This window comes from Bradyrhizobium sp. CCBAU 45389 (assembly GCF_028128625.1).
Classification (GTDB): Bacteria; Pseudomonadota; Alphaproteobacteria; order Rhizobiales; family Xanthobacteraceae; genus Bradyrhizobium; species Bradyrhizobium liaoningense_B.
The window spans coordinates 72,369-92,304 of the sequence record NZ_LBIY01000083.1 but is presented as its reverse complement, the minus strand read 5'-3'; the positions used below and the strand labels follow the sequence as shown (position 1 = coordinate 92,304).

Below are 19,936 nucleotides of genomic sequence, written 5' to 3'. Positions count from 1 at the left end.
GGCCTAGTTCCTGATGTCCATGGCGCTGCGCAGGCCGTCCGAGAGCAGATTGAAGCAGATGGAGACCGCGAAGATCATCGCTCCGGGAAGTGCCGCGACCCAAGGGTTGACGTAGATCGCGGTGCGCAGCGTGTTCAGCATCAGGCCCCATTCCGGCTCCGGCGGTTTTGTACCGAGGCCGAGGAAGGACAGACCGGCCGCCAGGATCATCGAGACCGAGATCAGGCTCGTGGCATAGACGAAGATCGCACCCAGCACGTTGCCGAGGATATGGACGCGCATGATGGTGAAGGCGCCGGCGCCGGAGGCGCGCGCGGCTTCGACGAAGTCCATGTTGCGCACGCCTGTGGTGACGCTTTCGGCGACGCGGGTGATCTGCGGTACGAACACGATCGTCAGCGCCACGATGGAGTTGAGGATGCCGGCGCCGAGCGCACCGGAGATCGCGATCGCCAGCAGCACGGACGGGAAGGCGTAGAACACGTCCACCGTGCGCATGATCGCGGTGTTGAGCTTGCCGCCGACATAGCCGGCGACGATGCCGAGCGAGGTGCCGATGCAGAAGGCGAGGATGACCGGCAGGATGCCGATCACCAGCGACAGCCGGCCGCCATAGATCAGCCGCGCCAGCATGTCGCGGCCGAGCTCGTCGGTGCCGAGCGGATAGCCTGCCGTGCCGATGTGACGGAGGCGGCGGATCATCGAGCCCTTGTAGGGGTCTTCGAGACCGAGCCACGGCGCGAGGATCGCGGACAGGAAGATCAGCAGCAGCACCAGCGCGCAGGCCATGCTGACCTTGTCCCGCATGATGCGGCGGCCGACAGTCGCCCAATAGCCGCGTGCCTTGGTGGCGGGCGCAGCCTGCAGCGCGGCGTCGGCGGTGGCTGACAACGGAAGCTCGCTCATCGCTAGCCCCGCTTGATGCGCGGATCGATCGCGGCTTGCGCGATGTCGACCAGCAGATTGAGGAAGACGAAGAACAGCGCCAGGATCAGGATCGTGCCCTGCAGCAGCGGCAGGTCGCGCTGGAAGATCGCCGAGTTGAGCAGGAAGCCCGAGCCCGGCCAGGAGAACACGGTCTCGATCAGGATCGAGCCGCCGAGCATGTAGCCGAGCTGAAGCCCCATCACCGCGAGCGCGGTGGGCGCGGCGTTCTTGATAACGTGGCGGAACACGCCTGTTTCGCGCAGGCCTTTTGCGCGCAGTGCTTCGACGAAATCCTGGCTGAGGATATCGCCGGTGAGCGCGCGCACGGTGCGGGTGACGATGCCCATGGGAATCACCGAGGTCGTGATCGCCGGCAGCACGAGGTATTTCAGGTGCGCCCAATCCCACGCCCAGGAATTGGAGCCGCTGGGACCGGCGCCGACCGCGGGCAGCCAGTTCAGCTGCACCGAGAAGATGATGACGAGCAGCATGCCGAGCCAGTAATGCGGCACCGACACGCCGGCGATGGCAAAGGAGGTCGCGACCTTGTCGATCCAGGTCTCGCGGAAATAACCGGCGATCAGACCGAGCAGGATGCCCATGGTGAAGCCGATGACGGCGGCGGCGATCGCGAGCGTGACGGTGTTGCCGACCGCGCGCATGACCTCGGCCAGCACCGGGCGTCCCGTGGCGATGGAATTGCCGAGGTCGCCATGCAGGGCACGGAGCAGCCAAAGCCCGAACTGCACCGGCAGCGGCCGGTCGAAGCCATAGGCGGCGCGCAGCTGCGCCGCGAGCTCCTGCGACGCATCGGCCGGCAGCACAGCAACGAGCGGATCGCCTGGCGTGATGTGCACGAGCAGGAAGCACACCAGCGCCACGCTGATGACGATCGGGACGACATAGACAATGCGTCTGGCGGTATAGGCGAGCACTTAATTACCTAACATGATGCCGCATGATCGAGTGCGCGGCGACAGTGAGGGACGCACGATGCGAGGGTTCCCTCCCCCCTTGCGGGGGAGGGTTAGGGAGAGGGGTGGCCAGACAGGGACTGCCCGTGTGGACCCCCTTCCCCAACCCCTCCCCGCAAGGGGGAGGGGGAGCCCTACCAGCGTGCTCACCTCACTGCGCGATCGACACCGGCGAGAAGTCGATGAACCAGCTCTTCGGCTGCACGACGCCTGTGACCTTCGGGCTCATCGCACGCGGGCCGACGTCGTGTGCGACGTAGAGGAAGGCGGCGTCATCGACGGAGGCCGCGTGCAGCTCGGCGAGCGCGGCGTCGCGCGCGGCGGGATCGAAGGTCTGGCGCGCCTTCTTCACCAGCTCGTCGAACTTGGAATCGTTGATGAAGCCCCAATTGTTCGAGACCGGCGGCGCCATGCTCGATTGCAGGAAGCGCACCAGGGCGAAGAACGGGTCCATCGCCGCGTAGGTGACGTTGGTCGCGTTCGAGCCGTTGGCGCTGGGATCCTTGGCACCGCGACGCCAGTTGGTGAACAGCGTGTTCCACTCGATGACGTCGAGCTTCACGTCGAAATAGCATTCGGCGAGCGCCTGCTGGAGATATTCGTTCATCGGCAGCGGCTGCATCTGTCCCGAGCCGGACGCCGAGGTCTGGATCTTCACCGCCAGCTTCTTGTTCGGACCAAAGCCCGCTTCCTGCATCAGTTTTTGCGCAGCAGTCTTGTCGTATTTGATCTCGAAGGTGGGCTTGCCGCGCCAGGGATGGCCGGGCTCGAAAGTGCCGGACGCCGGCACCATCAGCCCCGCAAGCAGGCCGTCCTTGAGGCCTTCGCGATCGACGCAGAGGTTCGCCGCCTTGCGCACGCGGATGTCGTTCCAGGGCGAACCCTCGACGCGCGAGAACTGCCACGGCCAGACATGCGGCTGCTCGTTGGCGTAGAGCTTGAAGCCGCGCTGCTTGAGCTCGGGCAGCGCGTCCGGCGCCGGTGCTTCGACCCAATCGACCTGACCGGACAGCAGCGCCGCGGTGCGTGCATTGGCTTCCGGCATCGGCAAGAGCACCATCTTGTCGACCTTGGGTACGCGATCCTTGTTCCAGTAGCTCGCGTTCTTCACCAGCTCGAGCCGCTCGCGCGGGGTGAAGCTCGCCATCTTCCACGGGCCGGTGCCCGAAGCGTCCTTGGCGAACGCGGTCCAGGCGGCCTGCGACTTCGCCTTGGCGTCGGCGCCTTCCGCCTTGTCGTAGAAGGCCTGCCACTTCGCCGGGCTCGCCATGAACAAATTGGTGAGATTGATCGGCAGGAAGCTGTCGGGCTCCTTGGTGGTGAGCTCGACCATCATGTCGTCGATCTTCTTCGCGGAGGCCAGCGTCGGCATGCGCGAGGCCGTGACGCCGACCTGGCTGGCGTCGAATTGCGGCGCGTCCTGCTTCAGCACCTTCTCGACATTCCACACCACGGCGTCGGCATTGAACGGCGAGCCGTCATGGAAGGTGACGCCGGGACGCAGCTTGAAGGTCCATTTGGTCTTGTCGGCATCGTCGACCTTCCACTCGGTGGCAAGGCCGGGGATCACCACGCTCGGCTTGTCGGCAGAGGACAGATCCCAGCCGGTCAGCGCGTCATACATGGTGAGGCCGGTGAAGCGATTGCCTTCAAAACCCTGATCGGGCTGGCCGAGGGTGCGCGGAATATCGGCAGCGGTCATGCCGATGCGCAGCACAGTTTCCGCAGCGACCACGCGCGGCCATGCGGCCGCGCTGCCAAGCGCCAAGAGCGCGATCAGCGCCGCCCGTGTCTTCTTGTTCTTGATAAGCATCGCCTCGATCCTTCTTCGGCTTTCGATGATTAATTTTGATGCAATCGTATGCAATGGCTATGCCAAGGAGAAACTTATTCTGCAAATTGCCCCTGCGACGACAAGTCCTTGTGATAACGCACGGACGAAACCGGCGCGCTGCCTATTCTGGCATCAAGATTGCAAGTTTGGCCTCGAAATCTCCTGGGAGTTTTGGGCCATGCGTATTCGTCTATCGACCTGTCTTGCCGTGCTCGCGCTGGCAGCTTCCGTAATCTCGGCGCGCGCCGAAACGGTGGTGCGCTACGGCATCTCGATGGCGGACATTCCGCTGACGACGGGCCAGCCCGATCGCGGCGCCGGCGCCTATCAGTTCACGGCCTACACAATCTACGATCCGCTGGTGGCCTGGGAGATGGACGTCGCCGATCGCCCCGGCAAGCTGGTGCCGGGTCTCGCCACCGAATGGAAAGTGGACGATGCCGACAAGACCAAATGGCGCTTCACGCTTCGCAAGGGCGTCAAGTTTCACGATGGCAGCGAGTTCAACGCCGATGCGGTGATCTGGAATCTGGACAAGGTGCTCAACGACAAGGCGCCGCAATTCGACAAGCGGCAGAGCGCGCAGGTGAAGACGCGCCTTCCCTCCGTCGCCAGCTATGCCAGGATCGACGACTTCACGGTGGAGATCACGACCAAGACCGTCGATTCCTTCTTCCCTTATCAAATGCTGTGGTTCCTGGTGTCGAGCCCGGCGCAATATGAAAAGCTCGGCAAGGACTGGGACAAGTTCGCGAGCCAGCCCTCCGGTACCGGCCCGTTCAAGCTGACAAAGCTGGTGCCGCGCGAGCTCGCCGAGCTCAGCAAGAATCCGGACTACTGGAACAAGAAGCGCATTCCCAAGGTCGACAAGATCGTGCTGGTGCCGATGCCGGAAGCGCTCACGCGCACCAACGCGCTGCTCGCCGGCCAAGTGGACCTGATCGAGACGCCGGCGCCGGATGCCGTGCCGCAGCTGAAAGCGGCCGGCATGAAGCTGGTCGACAACGTCACCCCGCATGTCTGGAATTATCACCTGAGCGTGCTGCCCGGCTCGCCCTGGACCGACATCCGCCTGCGCAAGGCGCTGAACCTCGCGATCAACCGCGACGAAGTCGTCGGGCTGATGAACGGCCTCGCCAAGCCCGCCAAGGGCCAGGTCGACCCGTCGAGCCCGTGGTTCGGCAAGCCCAGCTTCGAGCTGAAATATGACCTCGCCGCCGCCAAGAAGCTGGTGGAGGAAGCGGGCTATTCGAAAGCAAAGCCGCTGAAGACCACGTTCATCATCGCACAGGGCGGCACCGGCCAGATGCTGTCGCTGCCGATGAACGAATTCCTGCAACAGAGTTTCAAAGAGATCGGCATCGACATCGACTTCAAGGTGGTCGAGCTCGAGACGCTCTACACGCATTGGCGCAAGGGTGCCGCCGACGAGATGAACGCCGGCATCACCGCCAACAACATCGCCTATGTCACCTCAGACCCGCTCTACGCCATCGTCCGCTTCTTCCACTCCGGCCAGATCGCGCCTGTCGGCGTCAATTGGGGCGGCTACAAGAACCCGAAAGTCGACGCGCTGATCGACGAGGCCAAGCAGACCTTCGACAGCGCCAAGCAGGACGAGCTGCTGGCGCAGGCGCATGCGCTGATCGTCGACGATGCCGTGCTGGTCTGGGTCGTCCACGACACCAACCCGCATGCGCTGTCGCCGAAGATCAAGCAATTCGTACAGGCGCAACACTGGTTCCAGGACCTGACGACGATCGGGGTGGAGTGAAGGGCGGCGAACGCGCTGTCGTAGGGTGGGCAAAGCGAAGCGTGCCCACCATGATGCGATGAGAGAAAGACGTGGGCACGGCGCTTCGCGCCTTTGCCCACCCTGCGGGAGCTGTGGCACGCCACTTCGTCAGCAGTAATCGTAGGGTGGGTTAGCCGAAGGCGTAACCCACCACTGTTCGCGTCCGCAGAAACGGAAGTGGTGGGTTACGCCAATCGATTGCGCTTCGCGCGATCGCTTGGCTAACCCACCCTACAAATCACACATCCGCTACTTCGTCAGCAGCGCATACGCCCCGGTCCAGTCCTCCGGCGGCGGATTGAGCTGGAATTCCTTGATCCTCGCTTCGTAGAGCTTGAACAGCTTTTCCAGCGTGTCGGCGTCTTCGCTGCGGCGGCCACGCTCGATCGCATTCATTGCGCCCTGCCAGTCGCGGTTGCGGTAGCAGCCGAGCATCTCGATGGTGATGTTGCGCAGGCGCTGGAAGGCGGCCGAATGCATCACGTCCTCGCGGCCGGCGATGGCGTAGATCACCTCCGGCTCGGTCTTGCCCTTGACCATGATGAAATCGAGCTCGAGGATCGCGAACTTGTCCTTGGCGGCGAGCGCCGTCCTGGAGCCGACGATGATCGGGAAGCCGTATTCCTTGGTCTGCCCTTCCAGGCGCGAGGCCAGGTTCACGCTGTCGCCGAGCACCGAATAGTTCTTCTTGAGGTCGGAGCCCATGTTGCCGACCACGCCGATGCCGGTGTTGAGGCCGATGCCGACATTGAGCGGGATGTAGACGTGGCCGCCGTCGGCGGCGTCCTCCTCGCGCTCCTTGTTCACCTCGTCGATCTTCTCGAGCATCTGGATCGCGGCTTCGCAGGCGTTGACCTCGTGCTCGGCATCGTCGAGCGGCGCGTTCCAGAACGCCATGATGGCGTCGCCCATGTATTTGTCGATGTAGCCCTTCCGCTCGATGATGACGTCGGTCAGCGGCGTCAGGAAGCGGTTCATCAGCGCGATCAGCCCCTGCGGATCGTGCTTGTAGCTCTCCGAGATCGTGGTGAAGCCGCGCACGTCGGAGAACATGATCGTCATCTCGCGCTCCTCGCCGCCGAGCACGAGCTTTTCCGGCGACTGCGCCAGTTGCTCGACCAGCACCGGCGACATGTATTGCGCGAACATGCCGCGGATCTGCACGCGCTGGCGCTGCTCGCGCACGAAGCTTCCGAAGATCAGGGTCAGGTAGATCGCGGTGGTCGAGAGCAGCGGATAGGTGAAATCGATGAGTTGGCGGTGCTGCGAATAGTAGAACCAGGACGTGCCGACCAGGATCGCGGCGAACATCGCCCCTGCCAGCACGAGGCGGACAGGACCGAGATTCGGCGTGAAGATGATGACGAGCAGGCCGATGAACAGCGCGGCGAGCAGCTCGATACCGAGCGCATAGTTCGGCTGGGAGATCACCGCGCGGCTCAGCACGCTCTCCAGCACCTGGGCGTGGATCTCGACACCCGGCATGGCCCGGGAGACCGGCGTGGTCTTGATGTCGTTCAGGCCGACCGCGGAGGTGCCGACGAGCACGAGCTTGCCGGCGATTTTGCTCGGCGACACCGTGTTGTCGAGCACGTCGGCCGCGGAGACGTAGATCGAGGGGTCATGAGGGGCATAGTGCACCCAGAGCTGGCCGTTCCGGTCGGTCGGAATCTCCATGCCCTTGAGGCGGATGGCGCGCACGCCGGATTTGTCGGTCCGGACCAGCAGCGTCGGCGTGCTGGTGATGACCCGCAGGATCTCCAGGCTGAGCGAGGGCATGATGTTGCCCTGGGCGCGCATGATCATCGGCACGCGGCGGATCAGGCCGTCGCGCTCGGTCCTGATCGTGAACAGGCCGCGGCCGGCCGCGACCTTCTCGATCACGGGCACGTTGCGCAGGAGACCCGGGAATTCGAACAGGAAGCGTTCAGCGTTTTCCTCGCCGACCGTGGCGACACCGGTGAACGGAAGCGACTTGTCGAGCTCCGACGAGATCGCGCTCTGTCCGGTCTCGCCCAGCACCACGCGCGAGCGCCTGATCGCGTCGGAGAGGATCTGGTCGTTGGTCGGCAGCTCGCGCAGCCTGGCACGCGTGGCATCGTCCAGATAGCGCATCTGTCCCGCGACCAGGTCCGGGTTGAGCCGGTCGGGCTCCGAGAACACCACGTCGAAGCCGATCGCGACCGCACCATTGCTGGTGAGGTTCTGGATCAGGTCGGCGATCCGCGTCCGCGGCCACGGCCACTGGCCGAGCTTGGCGAGGCTCTTGTCGTCGATGTCGACGATGGCGACCGGCCGCACCGTCTTGTGGCGCGGATCGATCAATTGAAACATATCGAAGGTGCGCAGCCGCAATTCCTGGATCGGCGGCGGGTCCCAGATGCGGGCGCCGGCGAATATGACCAGCAGCGCAAGGCACATCAGCCGCGCGAAGCCTAACTTCTGCGCAAACCACCGCCGCAAGATCCTGAGACGTCTCATGCTGGTCGAGTTTCCCGGAGCCCGCCTTCGGCCGTAACAGGGCCGACAATACGCAATCAGCTATGCCTTTGGTACTGGAATCCGCCGCGGACGGGGTGCCGCCGCCGATCCCGGCGAATGCCCGTCAGGCGTGGTTCGCAACGATGAAATCGCTGGCGTGCAGGCTGCCCGCGGCCAGATTCTTCAGCAGGATCGACTGGTGATCGTCGAGCGTGACCAGCGCGCCACCCGCCTGCTGCGTGATGACGATGTCGCTGAAGGACTTGATGCCGGCGAACTCGCGCAGGTCGATCTTGTCCTGGCCCAGCTCGAAATCGACGATCGTGCTCTGGACCGGAAGCGTCGAATTCGTGAAGGCGAACTGGTCCTGTCCGCTAGTCCCGACGAGGGTCGGTCCCGTGGGCGGATCGACGACCAGCGTGCCGCCGTTGCCGTCGCTGACGAACTCGAAGCTGTCGATGCTGTAGCTGCCGGCGAACTTGATGTTCGCGGTTTCGGCGCCGTCGCTCAGCGTCAGCACGCCGCCGAGATGGTCGGCGTTTTCGGTGTAGGCCACCCCGGTCAGGTGCGCGAAGTCAATGTCCTTGAGGTCGATCAGATCCGAATTGGCGACGGTGCCGTCGCCGGCAAAGCCGTTGATGGTGCCGGTGAAATCGGCGGCGTGCTCGATCGCGAGCGTGCCGGTGGTCCCGCTGTCGTTGGCGAAGGTCACGTCCTGCGACGAAGCCTCGCTGAGGTTCAGCACCGTGCCGCTCTCGATCGTCATGGGCGTGTCGGCGAGCGGATCATAGACGGTGGTACCGCCTTGACCGTCGCTCTGAAGGTGCCAGTTCACGTCCCTGCCGAGGAACAACAGCGTGACGGTGGTCGTGCCGTTGTAGAAGCCGACCGTGGTGATGTTCGTATCCGCGTTGTAGTCGGCCTGCGCCGACATCGTGGACGTCCAGGCGAGGTCCTTCAGGTCGATCAGATTGTTGGACGAGAGCGGGGCTCCGGCCGGAGACCCCGAGATCAGCCCGTGGAAATCCTTGGAATCGTCCAGGATCAGGGTGCCGAGCCCGTTGTCGTAGTAGACGGTTATGCCCGAGAACTCTCCGTTGACCAGCGTGCCCGCAACCGAGCCCTCGATCTCCACGACGGCCTTGTTGGAGATCTCGATCGCGCCGGTGCCGGTGACGTTGCCCTTGATATCGATCGTCGACACGTCGTTGCCGGAGAACGGGCCGGCCTCGACCAGGCCGTCGAGGACGACCGCGCCATTCACGGTGAACACGGTGCCGGGCTCGGTCAGCAGCGTCACGCCGGAAGCGACGGTCAGGTCATGGATCGTGACGTTGGTCGCGCTGTCGACGGTGATAGGTTCGCCCCCGGCGAGCAGCTTCACGTCGTAGCTGGCCGCCGGCACGCCCAGGCTCCAGTTCGACGCCGTGTTCCAGTCGCCGCCGGCCGGATTGGTCCATTCATCGACCGGAGCGATCTCGACGATGGTGCCGCCGGCGCCGTCGCTGCTGGTGATGAAATGCGTGTCGCTGTAGTCGCCGATCAGCTTCAGCGAGATGCTGTGGCCGTACGCATCGCTCACGACGAGATTGCCGGTCGCGGAGTCGTAGACGGCCGCGGTCCCGCTGTCCCAGGTGATGGTCGACAGGTCGATCTTCTCGTTGGCGGCGAAGCCGGCGATCGAGCCGCCGAAGGTCGCGGTGTCGATCTCGAGTTCGGCACCGTCACCCGCGAAGCTGATGGTTTGCGCCACCGCGTTCTTGATCTCGAGCGTCGCGCCGGCATCGATCGTGACCGAGCCGGAGCCGGACAGCGAGCCGAACAGCGTCAGCGTGCCGGTGTGGACCTCGATGGAGTGGTTGTTGGTGATGGTGCCCGTGATCGACGCCGTGCCCCAGCTTTCGATCTCGTTCGTATTGGTGATGCCGAGGCCGGCCACGGAAATCGAGGCGCCGTTGAGCAGATCGATCTCGCCGCCGTTGACGATCGAGGACACGTTGCCGAAGACGCTCGTTCCGGACACCGTCCAGATGCCAGTCGCCAGGTTGTTGAAGGTCGCGCTCGCGACCGAGATGTTGCCGTTGATATGGCCGCTATTGTTGATGGTGACGGCGCCGCCGGTCTCGACGATCGCGTAGGTCGCCGCGGTCACGCTCGAGGCGGCGGCCGGCCCGATCGTGCCGGAATTGTCGATCGTCGCCGAGCCGGTGGCGTTTTCCTGGATGAAGATCGCGGCATGGCCTGTCGCGCCCACGATCGAGCCGGTGTTGGTGATATGCGTCGAGCCGGACGCGACCGGATCGCCCAGCTCATCCGCGTCGTTCTGCGTGACCCTGATGCCGGCAGAGCTCGTGCCGGTGATGCTGCCGTGATTGACGATGGTGACATCGCCCGCGCCCGCCGCCAACGCCGACAGACCGACGGCGCCGCTGGCGGAGCCATTGTTGGTAACGGTCACGTCGCCGCCGCCGTGATCGAAAGCGGCGATCGCGGTACCTGCGGCGGTGATCTGCGAGGTCGCGCCGGTCGTGACGGTGATGTCGCCGACGCCCCAGGTGAACGCCTCGATGCCGTAGCCGGCATCCGCGGTGATCGTCGCATCGCTCGTGACGAGGACGTCGCCGTAGACCGCGTTCGAGAAGGTCCCGTTGCCGCCGGGCTTGTAGCCGGCGATGATCGCGCCCGGCGTGGTCAGGTCGTTGTTCAGCGCCGAGCCGGAATGGATCGTGCCGTGCGCTTCGACCGAGATCGTGCTGCCGACATCGTCGTCGATCGCGGCCGCGAAATTGACCGCCACGATGCCGGAGCTGCCCGAGGTGAGAACGCTGCCGGCCTCGGTCGTGACGGTCTGGCTGCCGGTGCCGTAGCTGCGCGACCGGATGCCGTAGATCGAGCTACCGGTGATGGTCCCGCCGGCGTCGATGGTGATGTCGCCGCTGCCCCAGGTGAGGGCATCGATGCCGTAGGCACCGCCGACGGCGCCGCCAAGCTGGGTGATCGAGATGTCGCCGCCATTGGCGGCATTCGAGTTCTCGACGCGGACGCCGGCCGAATCGGCCCCGGTGCCGGTCGCCTTTCCGGCGAGATCGTTGACCGTGATGTTGCCGGTACCGGTCGACCCGTCGCTCAGCCAGATGCCGTGGCCGGCGGAGCCGGTGATGTCGCCGGTCGCGGTCAGCGAGACGTCGCCGGCACCGTTCTGGGTGACGTCAATGCCGTTGCTCGCGCCCGTGAGCGTGCCGCTCAGCGTGAGCGCGACGCCGGCATGCGTCCCCTTCGACACCGAGACGTCGAGCGCGTCGCCAATCGACGCCGCGATGTCGGCATCGCCGGTGACGGTGATTGTGCCGTCGGCCGCCGCCTCGCCCGTGATGGTCCCGGTGAAACTCTGGCCGGCGACCTTGTCGAGCTGCAGCGTGCCGGTGCCGCCGGCGAAGGTGACAGTTTGCGCATCAGCGCCGCCGAGCTCGAGCGTCGCGCCGTCGGCGATGATCAGGGCGCCGGCGCCGGTGATGCCGCCGGCAAGGTTGAGCGTGCCGGCCTGAACTTCGATGGTGCCGCCGGTGTTGGTGACGCCGGCCGTGATCGTGTTGGCACCCGAGACGCTGTAGAGATTGCCGGCATTGCTTAGGTTGCCGCCGTTGATCGACACACCGGTCAGATAGAGCTTCGATGCGCCGTCAACCGAGATCGTGCCACCGGTATTGGTGATGGTGGCGGCCGTCAGCTTCAGCGTGCCGCCGGTCACCGCCTCGATCAGGCCCTGATTGGTGATGGCGTGGATCGTGGCCGGATCGATCGTCAGCGTGCCGCCGGTGACGGTGATCGTACCGGTGTTGGTGATATCGGCATTGTCGATCGCGCTGGTGCCGGTCGAGTCCAGCGTTCCCGCAATCGTCACCGTGCCGCCGTCGATGACCGTACCGACGAGATCGAGCGTCTGGCCGCCGTCGATCTTCACCGTGCCGGTGTTGGTCACGACGTCGTTGAGCAGCGTCGCGGTGCCGGCGATCTCCAGCGTGCCGGTGTTGGTGACCGCGCCGCCCTGGATGCGGGCTCCACCCTTGAGCTTGACGAGATTGTCGAGCTCAACGCCGGCAATGTCGGTGATATCAGTCCCTGACACCGTGACGCCGTCCAGCGTCAGCTTGGCGTGGGCAATGACGGCGCTCGTGCTCAGCGTGGCGCCGCCGTCGATCTTGCTGGCAACGGTGACGTCGATCGTGCCGCTGCCGCTGACGGCGCCGCCGGAAATCTCCGTCCCGGACAGCGTCAGCGTCTGGCCGCCGTCGACTGCGATCGTGCCGGTGTTGGTCACGACATCGTTGAGCAGCGTCGCGGCGCCGGCGATTTCCAGCGTGCCGAGGTTGGTGACCGCGCCGCCCTGGATCCTGGCGCCGTCCTTGAGCTTGACGGTGCCGCCGAGCGCGACGCCGGAATTGTCGGTGATATCGGTGCCGGATACCGTGATGCCGTCCAGCGTCAGCCCGGCGTCAACGGTGACCGTGCTGATGCTGAGCATCGCCCCGCCGTCGATGCGGCTGGCGCCGGTGACGTCGATCGTGCCCGCACCCTTGATCGCGCCGCCGCTGATCGTGGCGTCGTCGAGCGTCAGCGCAGCATTGCCGTCGACGACGACGTTGCCGCTCGAATTGTCGACCGTCGAGCCCTGATCGATCACCAGCGCACCGCCAGCCAGCACCTCGATGAGGCCGGCATTGGTGACGGTCTCGTCGCTCAGCGCATTGCCGGTGCCGCTGACGTTGAAGAGGGCGTTGTTGTTCAGGATGCCGCAGCTCAGGACGGCGTCGCCGGTGAGATCGATCTCACCATTGTTGGTGATCGTGCCGGCGCCCTGGAGACCGGCGTTGAAGATCGGGCCACCCTCGTCCTCGCCGTTCAGGGTGCCGATCACCTCACCGGCTCCGCCGATCGTTGCGTTGTTGACGACCAGCCTGCCGGAGGAGTCGATGGTGATCTGGCCGGCATTGGTGACGCCGGACCCCTGATGGATCGTCAGCCAGCCATTTGCCAGCACCTCGATCACACCGCTCGACGTGTTGTCCACGGTCTCGCCGGCGAACTCGGCGAAGCCCTTGACGTTGACCGTGCCGGAATTGTTCAGCGTGCCGTTCTCGATCAGGCTGACGCCGTCGAGCTCCAGCGTGCCGAGAATGGTGACGGTGCCGCCGTCGACCGTCGTGCCATCGACGATCAGCGTCGCGCCGGCATCGGTCTTCAGCGTGCCGCCGGCATTGTGGATCTCGGCCAACGTCTTCAGCGTGCCGCCGAATACTTCGAGCGTGCCGGAATTGGTGATCGTGGTGCCGACGGCGAAATCGCCGCCGGCCTTGAGCGTCAGGTGCCCGGCATTGGTCAATACGCTGGTGTCCAGGATCTCGGCCAGGCCGCCGACCGACGCCGTGCCGGTCGCGGCGTTGGTGAAGATCGAGTCCGCGCGCATGTCGAGCGAGCCCGCGATGGTCAGCGAGCTCTGGTTGATCAGCTGCGGCGGCGGACCGCCGAAATCATTCATCGTGATCGACTTGGCATAGGCCGGCGCGTCGATCGTGGCCGGGAAAGACGGCGTCAGGCCGTGCAATTGGTCGGTGATGACGATGACGTCGTCGTCGATGGTCGGGACGGTGCCGGTCGCCCAGTTCGCGGCGTCTTTCCAGAAGCCGCCGGAGGGAGCGCCGGGCTTCTCGGTCGCGATCCACACCACGGCGGGCGCATCGGTGCCGGTGATCGTGACGGTGATGGTCTGTTGCGCGGTCGCGCCTTGCGCGTCCGTGACCGTCACGGTGTAGACCAGCGTCAGCACCTCGCCCTTCGGAATGAAATCGGCGAGGTAGACCGGAAGGTCGGCCAGCGACCAGTTGATGGTGCCGGTGCCATCGCCGGTGCTGTCGGCCCCCGACACGATCGCAACCGACATCGCGCTCTGGAATGCCGCGAGCGGGCCCGGCGGAACGGTGCTGCCATCAGGCAGCGTCGCACTGGTCAGCGCCACCGACACGGTATGCGTGTCGGTCAGATCGACGTCGTTGAAGTTCAGCGTGCCCGAGGTCGCCTCATCGCTGATAAGCGGGCCGCCCGGCACGCTGGTGCCGCCTTCGAAAGTGATGGTCGGAACGCTGCTGGTGATCACCGGCTTGTCGTTGGTGCCCGTGATCGTGATGGTGATCGGGATGAACGCGGATTCTGGGTTGACCAGGAAATTGGTGTCGACGCGGACCATGTAGGTCAGCGTCAGCGTTTCGCCGGCCGCGAGGAAATCGAAGACGTTGTCGGGGATCGTGTAGGTCCAGACCGCCGAGCCGTTGTTGTTGTTGCCGCCGGCGGGGACCACGCTGATATCGATCAGCGTTGCCGCGATGTCCTGCTTCTGGAGAGCGCTGAGCGAGCCGGTGACGTCCTGCTGGCCGGCGTTCTTGTAGACGTAGTTCGGCGCCTCGGCGAGGCTTATGCTCACCGTCGGCCGGTCGCCGAGATTCTGATCGACGAAGGTGATCCGGCCGGAGATCGTGTCGGAATGCGTGGTGTCGCCGGTCGTGCCCGCACGCTCGCTCAGCGAGAACGCCGTGTTCACATTGCCGCTGAGATCGAGGCTCCGCGCCAGTGGCTGGCCGGGAATACGGGTCGCGGTCGACGTGGATCCGCCCGACTCCTCCGATCCCGCGCGATTGAGGTTCGTGAAGGTCGCGATCGCGACGTCGCCCGACCCCGACTTGAACACGACATCCTGAGTGGTCGGCGTGATCGTGTCGGTGAAGTTCGTCAGCTTGGTGTTGCTGTTGTTGTCGGTGAACTTCAGCGTGAACACGTCCGTGATCAGCTTCTGCACGTCCGGCGACATCAGCGCGTTGCTGATCGAGACGTTGCCGCCGCTGATCTGGATCATCTGGCCGGCCTGGTTGACCGTCGCGATCGGCAGCAGCGTGATCTTGTCGAACAGGATGTAGGAGCCCGTGGCGCCGTTCGGCTCGACCAGCACCTGGAAGCTCGCCTGCGGCTGCGGGTCGCCGCCGCCGGCGGGAACGACGAAGTTGATCTGGGTCAGCACCGCGGTGCCGCGGATGCCCATGGTCGCGACCGGCGTGTCGACCTTCATGTCGCCGTGCTTGGCGGTTTCGCCGGCGACGAAGGTGATGGTGCCTGCGACCAGGCTCAGCAGCGAGGAGTTGTTCGACCCGTTGGGGTCGTAGACCATCTCGTTCAGCACCATCCGCGCATTGGAGGACAGACCGAACACGGTGCCGTCGATGAAGGTGATGCCGAGCGTCGAATCCGCGCCGGTCGACACCACGTCGCCCTTTTCGACATTGTCGCCGTTGTTGAGGATGACCGAAACGCCGTTGCGGATCGCGGTCGCGCTGCCGGAGAGCTTTGTGACGTGGCCGATGACCTGGGCCGCAGCAGTGCCCGGCGCGGCCTGGGCAACCTGGACGTGCCCCGTCAGCGCGTTGACGACGTCGCCGGTGAGGTGGGCGCCATCGGACGAGGCGAGTGCGGCACGCTTCTCACCCCTAAAATAATCGTGAACGACGAAGTCCCGCCCCTCATGGGACAGCACGAGGTCGAGACCTGAGCGCTTGAAGTCGCCGTTGAAGATCAGGTTCGGGTCGGGAACAACGACAGCCCCGGCGGGCACATGACCGTGCGCCTTGGCGGTAAAGGAATCGACGTGGACATAGGCGGGCGAGTGGGAACCCTCGCCGTGGAAGGGAATCGCGGCGTCAAATTTGCCAGCGTAATTCAACGGGGCACCATAAAAGGGTTAATAATTATGAAAGTATCGACCGCCTAAGCTTGCTTAGCATTACCAAGTCCTTAGCGAAACCATCTATTGCTTGTGTGATTTCGCATCACTTGGCCCTGCGAACGCTTGGGAAACTACGGTTCCAGCAAGGAACCGAGGTAATACTGGCAGTATTCTGAAGTCGAATTCGGCTTTTTTGCGGACATTTCCAAGCATCCAAAGTAACCCGCTGTATAGATTGGACAGCAGATACTCATGTCATCTTTTCTTCGGGGTTCCCCGCGGCATCCTGCGGCAAATACGGGTCTAAATCTGTGACCTAACTAACAGACCCCGTGAAATCGCGGGCTCGTTAGCCATAGGACGCAGAATCGCCAGCCCCACAACCCTAACTTGCAATCGGCTGCATTTCGCCGTCGCCGGACATTTCCTAGCTGCCGATTCGTAAAATTTTACGCAATTTGGGCGGGCTTGTTTCAGCCTGTCCCACGGTTTTGGGACCCCTGCCGGGCGCGTTAAGCAGAACAAAACGGCCCCTCTCGCACTATCTCCGCGAAAGCAACAAAGCCGGCACGTCGAGGTCGAGAGAGACCTGGGCGAAGCCGGAAGGGGATGTCAGATGGAGACCGCTGCTCGCTCGCGCGCCTGGCGCGCAATCCTAGTCCTGTGCGGACTGGTCCTGTTCGGGTCGGCCGCCGAGCTTCGCGCCGGCACACTGCTGTCGCCGGGTGCCGGCATGCTCGTGCGCAAATCCGCCGAGCCGTTCGGCGTGTTCGCTTTCGCCATCTCGTCGGGCGGCCTCCAGCAGAAATGGTCCGCGCTGAAGTCCAGGCTCGACGACGACATGGTGCAGCTCGCGCTGTGCGACGGCGACCGCGACAATTGCGCGTCGCCCGCGGCCCTCAAGCTGCTCGCCATCGTCGACCAGGCCCGTGCCCGCGACGGCCGCGCCCGACTGGGCGAGACCAACCGCGCCATCAATCTCGCCATCCACGCCGCCAATGACGGCGCCGACGACGTCTGGAGCTCGCCGCTTGCGACCTTCGCGCGCGGCGCCGGCGATTGCGAGGACTATGCCATCGCCAAGCTGGCCGCGCTGCGGCTTGCGGGCGTCGCCACCGAAGACCTCCGCATCGTCGTGGTGCGCGACACCCGCGTCGGCGAAGAGCATGCGGTCGTGGCCGCAAAGCTGGACGGCCACTGGCTGATGCTCGACAACCGCCGCATGGCGATGGTCGAGGACGACGTTGTGCGCGGCTACCAGCCGTTGTTCGTGCTCTACCAGTCGGCCGTGATGAAATATGTCGACGAGCCGGTGCGGCTGTCGATGGCGCCCGCCGAGGCGCATTGATCCTTTTGTAGCCCGGATGGAGCCAACGGGTCGGCGCAAAGCGCCGCCCGATGACAGGCTCCGCGAAATCCGGGACTCTGACCACTGGCACCGGCCCCGGATTACGCTTGCGCTCCATCCGGGCTACGAAGCGAGTCACGCAGGTCCGTCCCCACCAAAAACCCATTCCACCGCGCGATCCGGGACGCTAGCATGGCCCCGGGCTTTGCGGGGGCGACTGGAATGCGGTTCATCGTGCTGTCCGTGCTTGCGCTGCTGGCGTTTGCGGCGGCGCCCGCGTCCGCGCAATCCGACCGCGCCATCGCCGACAGGCTGCCGCTGTTCGCAAAGAACAACTGCCAGCAGATCCGCGATCCCGGCAATCAATTGTTCTGCGGTGACACCGAGCTTGCCGCCGCCGCCGCGAAGCTGAGCACGGCGGTCGAAGCGCGGCTCGCGCGCCTGCCCGATCGCCTGCCGGCGATCGAGGAGAACGCGATCTGGGGCCGCCAGCGCAATCTCAGTTGCGGCATCGTCGGCCAGGCTGCGATCCGCGCCGACGATTTCGACCGGGTGAAGGCGTGCCTGCTCAAGGTGACCGAGGAGCGCGCCGCGATCCTGCGCGATCCCGATTTCGACTGTCTCGCCGCGAATACGGCGGCGGGCGCGGTGATCTGCGCGGATCCGTCGCTGGCGCTTGCGGAAACCGAGCTCAACGGCCAGGTGCTCGGCCTGATCGGCAAGCTCGACCCGACCGCGGCGCGCTTTGCCTTCGCCGAATACGGCAGGTGGACGCGAGAGCGCGATCGCAAGTGCAATCTCGTGGGCAAGGAGAATGTGCCGCTGCAAGAGCTCGAGTCCGCGGAGGATTGTCTCGCCGACTACCTCACGCGCAAGACCGACGAGATCCGCACGGCCAAGGGCGATCCGAAAAAGGTGTTCGGCCGTCAGGTCGCGGCCCGCATCCCCGATACCGACGCCGTCGATTTCTGCGCCGCGCGGATTCACGCCGCCAACTCCTGCGGCAATTTCCTGCGCATCAACCGCGTCTACGCCGTCGACAGCCAGGTGACCGACCAGGAGGCGCAAGTCACGGGCGAGATCGAGATGGTGGTGCTGGCCCCCTTCACCACCTGCAGCAAGGTCGCCTCCGGCTGCACCGGCACCTGCTGGGACGCCAGGACAGGCCGTCCGCAACCGGGCGCCGGCAACAAGGAGCGCTCCGCAGACGCCTTCAACGTCACGCGCCGGCTGAGAATCCAGCGAACCTTCGCCTTCGTCAAAGCCGCCGACGGCTGGCGCTGCCGGGAAGACGAGCTGGCCCCGGTGAATTCGGGCAACGCGGGCGGGGGATCGTAGCTCTTACCCTCCCCTGGAGGGGTCCGGGACGAGCGTAGCTCGCCCGTGGGTCGGCTCACACTGAGCGCAGCGAAATGTGAGACGGGGTGGGGTGACAGTCTCTCCACAACGGACAGTGCCCGTGTCGAGAGATCACCCCACCCCGCTCGCGCTGCGCGCGATCGACCCTCCCCCTCCAGGGGAGGGTGAAAGCGAAGCATCAAAACATCAGATTGTCCTTCACCAGCACCCAGCGGCCGTTCTTGACCTGCTGCACCTGTGTGATGGTGGTGGCGAGATGATTGGTCTTCGAGAACACCGTCGGCGGCGAATTGAAGATGTCCTGGAACTTGTCACCGGACTCCAGCGCGTCGAGCATCTTCTGGCCAGTGAGATCCTTGCCAGCCTTGTTGGCATAATGCGCGAACGTCATCACCGCATTGTAGCCGATGATCGCCTGGGTGTTGGCGTCGGCATTGAACATCTTCTTGTAGTTGACGAGCCAGTCCTTCACCTTTCCTTTCGCGGTGTCTTCGTAGGGAATTTCGAAGTTCGAAGCGGCATACAAGCCTTCCACCACGTCCTTGCCGAGCGCCGGCACTTCGAGCACGTTGACGGGCGTGGCGCCGAGGAAGGTGACGTCCCATCCGAGCTTCTTCGCTTCGGTCATCGTGCCGATCGGCTCACGGAGGACCGCGCCGAGCACGACGAGGTCACAGCCGTCGGACTTCATCTTGGCGACCTGCGCCGAGAAGTCGGAGGCGCCGCGCTTGTAGCTCGTGATCGAGGCCGGCTGCACCTTCATGGCGGCGAGCTGCTGGTTGAAGCCGTCGAGCACGTTCTTTCCGTACTCGTCGTCCTGATGCATGATGCACGGCTTCTTGAAATTCTTTGCCTCGATCATGTATTTCAGCGCTGCGCGCGTGCTCTCGACATAGGGCAGCAGGTTGTTGAACTTCAGCCGCTCCTGCGGCTTGGCCGGATCGAACTTGAAGGTGAACTCGGCCGCCGTCAGCGGAAACAGCTGCAGCACGCCGGCATCGAGCAGGATATCCTGCGCGGCGAGCACGGTGGGCGATCCCATCGGCCCCACCATCGCGAAGATCTTGTCGCGCTCAATCAATTTCTGCGAGGCCAGCACGGCCTTCTTCGGATCGTAGCCGCTGTCCTCGACCACCAGGCGGATCTTGCGGCCCTGGACACCGCCGCTGGCGTTGACCTCCTCGACGGCCATCTTCATGCCGTTGGAGACGGGCACGCCCCAGCCCTTGATCGGACCCGACAGATCCTGATGGGTGCCGATGACGATCTCGGTTGCCGAGATGCCTTCATTGGTGACCTTGGTTTGCGCGACGGCCGGCAGACAGGTGAGCGCAAGAGTGCTCACAGCAAGGCCGAACGTTCCGAACGATCTCGACATTGACGTCTCCTCTCCTTTGGGCCCGTATTGTGCGAAGGGCGGGGGCCGTCGCTCCTTCGCTTTCTCAAATCGGCA

Annotated in this window: 9 protein-coding genes; 3 read left to right on the top strand and 6 right to left on the bottom strand. The window is 64.6% G+C overall.

The annotated features are described in order from the left end of the window. Positions 1-3: 3 nt before the first annotated feature. From XH79_RS14210 to XH79_RS14200, 3 genes are all read right to left on the bottom strand, one after another. Complete coding sequence (locus XH79_RS14210) at positions 4-906, bottom strand: ABC transporter permease (RefSeq protein ID WP_212342317.1); 903 nt, start codon at positions 904-906, stop codon at positions 4-6. Positions 907-908: 2 nt separating this feature from the next. Continuing rightward, a complete protein-coding gene (locus XH79_RS14205; RefSeq protein ID WP_122405859.1) occupies positions 909-1,862 on the bottom strand; it encodes an ABC transporter permease in 954 nt (317 codons plus the stop codon). Between the two features lie 190 nt (positions 1,863-2,052). After that, complete coding sequence (locus XH79_RS14200; protein WP_271582072.1) at positions 2,053-3,714, bottom strand: ABC transporter substrate-binding protein; 1,662 nt, start codon at positions 3,712-3,714, stop codon at positions 2,053-2,055. 199 nt (positions 3,715-3,913) lie between these two features. Here XH79_RS14200 and XH79_RS14195 point away from each other — a divergent pair, with 199 nt between their 5' ends. After that, positions 3,914-5,509: an ABC transporter substrate-binding protein gene (locus XH79_RS14195; RefSeq protein WP_212342319.1), complete on the top strand. Its 1,596-nt coding sequence runs from the start codon at positions 3,914-3,916 to the stop codon at positions 5,507-5,509. Positions 5,510-5,779: 270 nt separating this feature from the next. Here the strand turns inward: XH79_RS14195 and XH79_RS14190 are convergent, their stop codons facing one another. Together XH79_RS14190 and XH79_RS14185 are read right to left on the bottom strand one after the other, a co-directional pair. Further along, positions 5,780-8,011, bottom strand: coding sequence for a CHASE2 domain-containing protein (locus XH79_RS14190; protein ID WP_271582071.1), 2,232 nt, complete (start codon positions 8,009-8,011; stop codon positions 5,780-5,782). Between the two features lie 124 nt (positions 8,012-8,135). Continuing rightward, complete coding sequence (locus XH79_RS14185) at positions 8,136-15,773, bottom strand: FecR domain-containing protein (protein ID WP_271582070.1); 7,638 nt, start codon at positions 15,771-15,773, stop codon at positions 8,136-8,138. Positions 15,774-16,392: 619 nt separating this feature from the next. Between XH79_RS14185 and XH79_RS14180 the strand changes: the two genes are divergently transcribed. Continuing rightward, positions 16,393-17,124 carry a transglutaminase-like cysteine peptidase gene (locus XH79_RS14180; RefSeq protein WP_212342322.1) on the top strand — a complete coding sequence of 244 codons (732 nt, stop codon included), beginning with the start codon at positions 16,393-16,395 and terminating at the stop codon, positions 17,122-17,124. 222 nt (positions 17,125-17,346) lie between these two features. Then, positions 17,347-18,462: a hypothetical protein gene (locus XH79_RS14175; RefSeq protein WP_271582069.1), complete on the top strand. Its 1,116-nt coding sequence runs from the start codon at positions 17,347-17,349 to the stop codon at positions 18,460-18,462. Positions 18,463-18,661: 199 nt separating this feature from the next. On the opposite strand, the gene XH79_RS14170 is transcribed toward XH79_RS14175, so the two are convergent. After that, on the bottom strand, positions 18,662-19,861 hold the full coding sequence (locus XH79_RS14170) for an ABC transporter substrate-binding protein (RefSeq protein WP_271582068.1): 1,200 nt from the start codon (positions 19,859-19,861) through the stop codon (positions 18,662-18,664). Positions 19,862-19,936 lie beyond the last annotated feature (75 nt).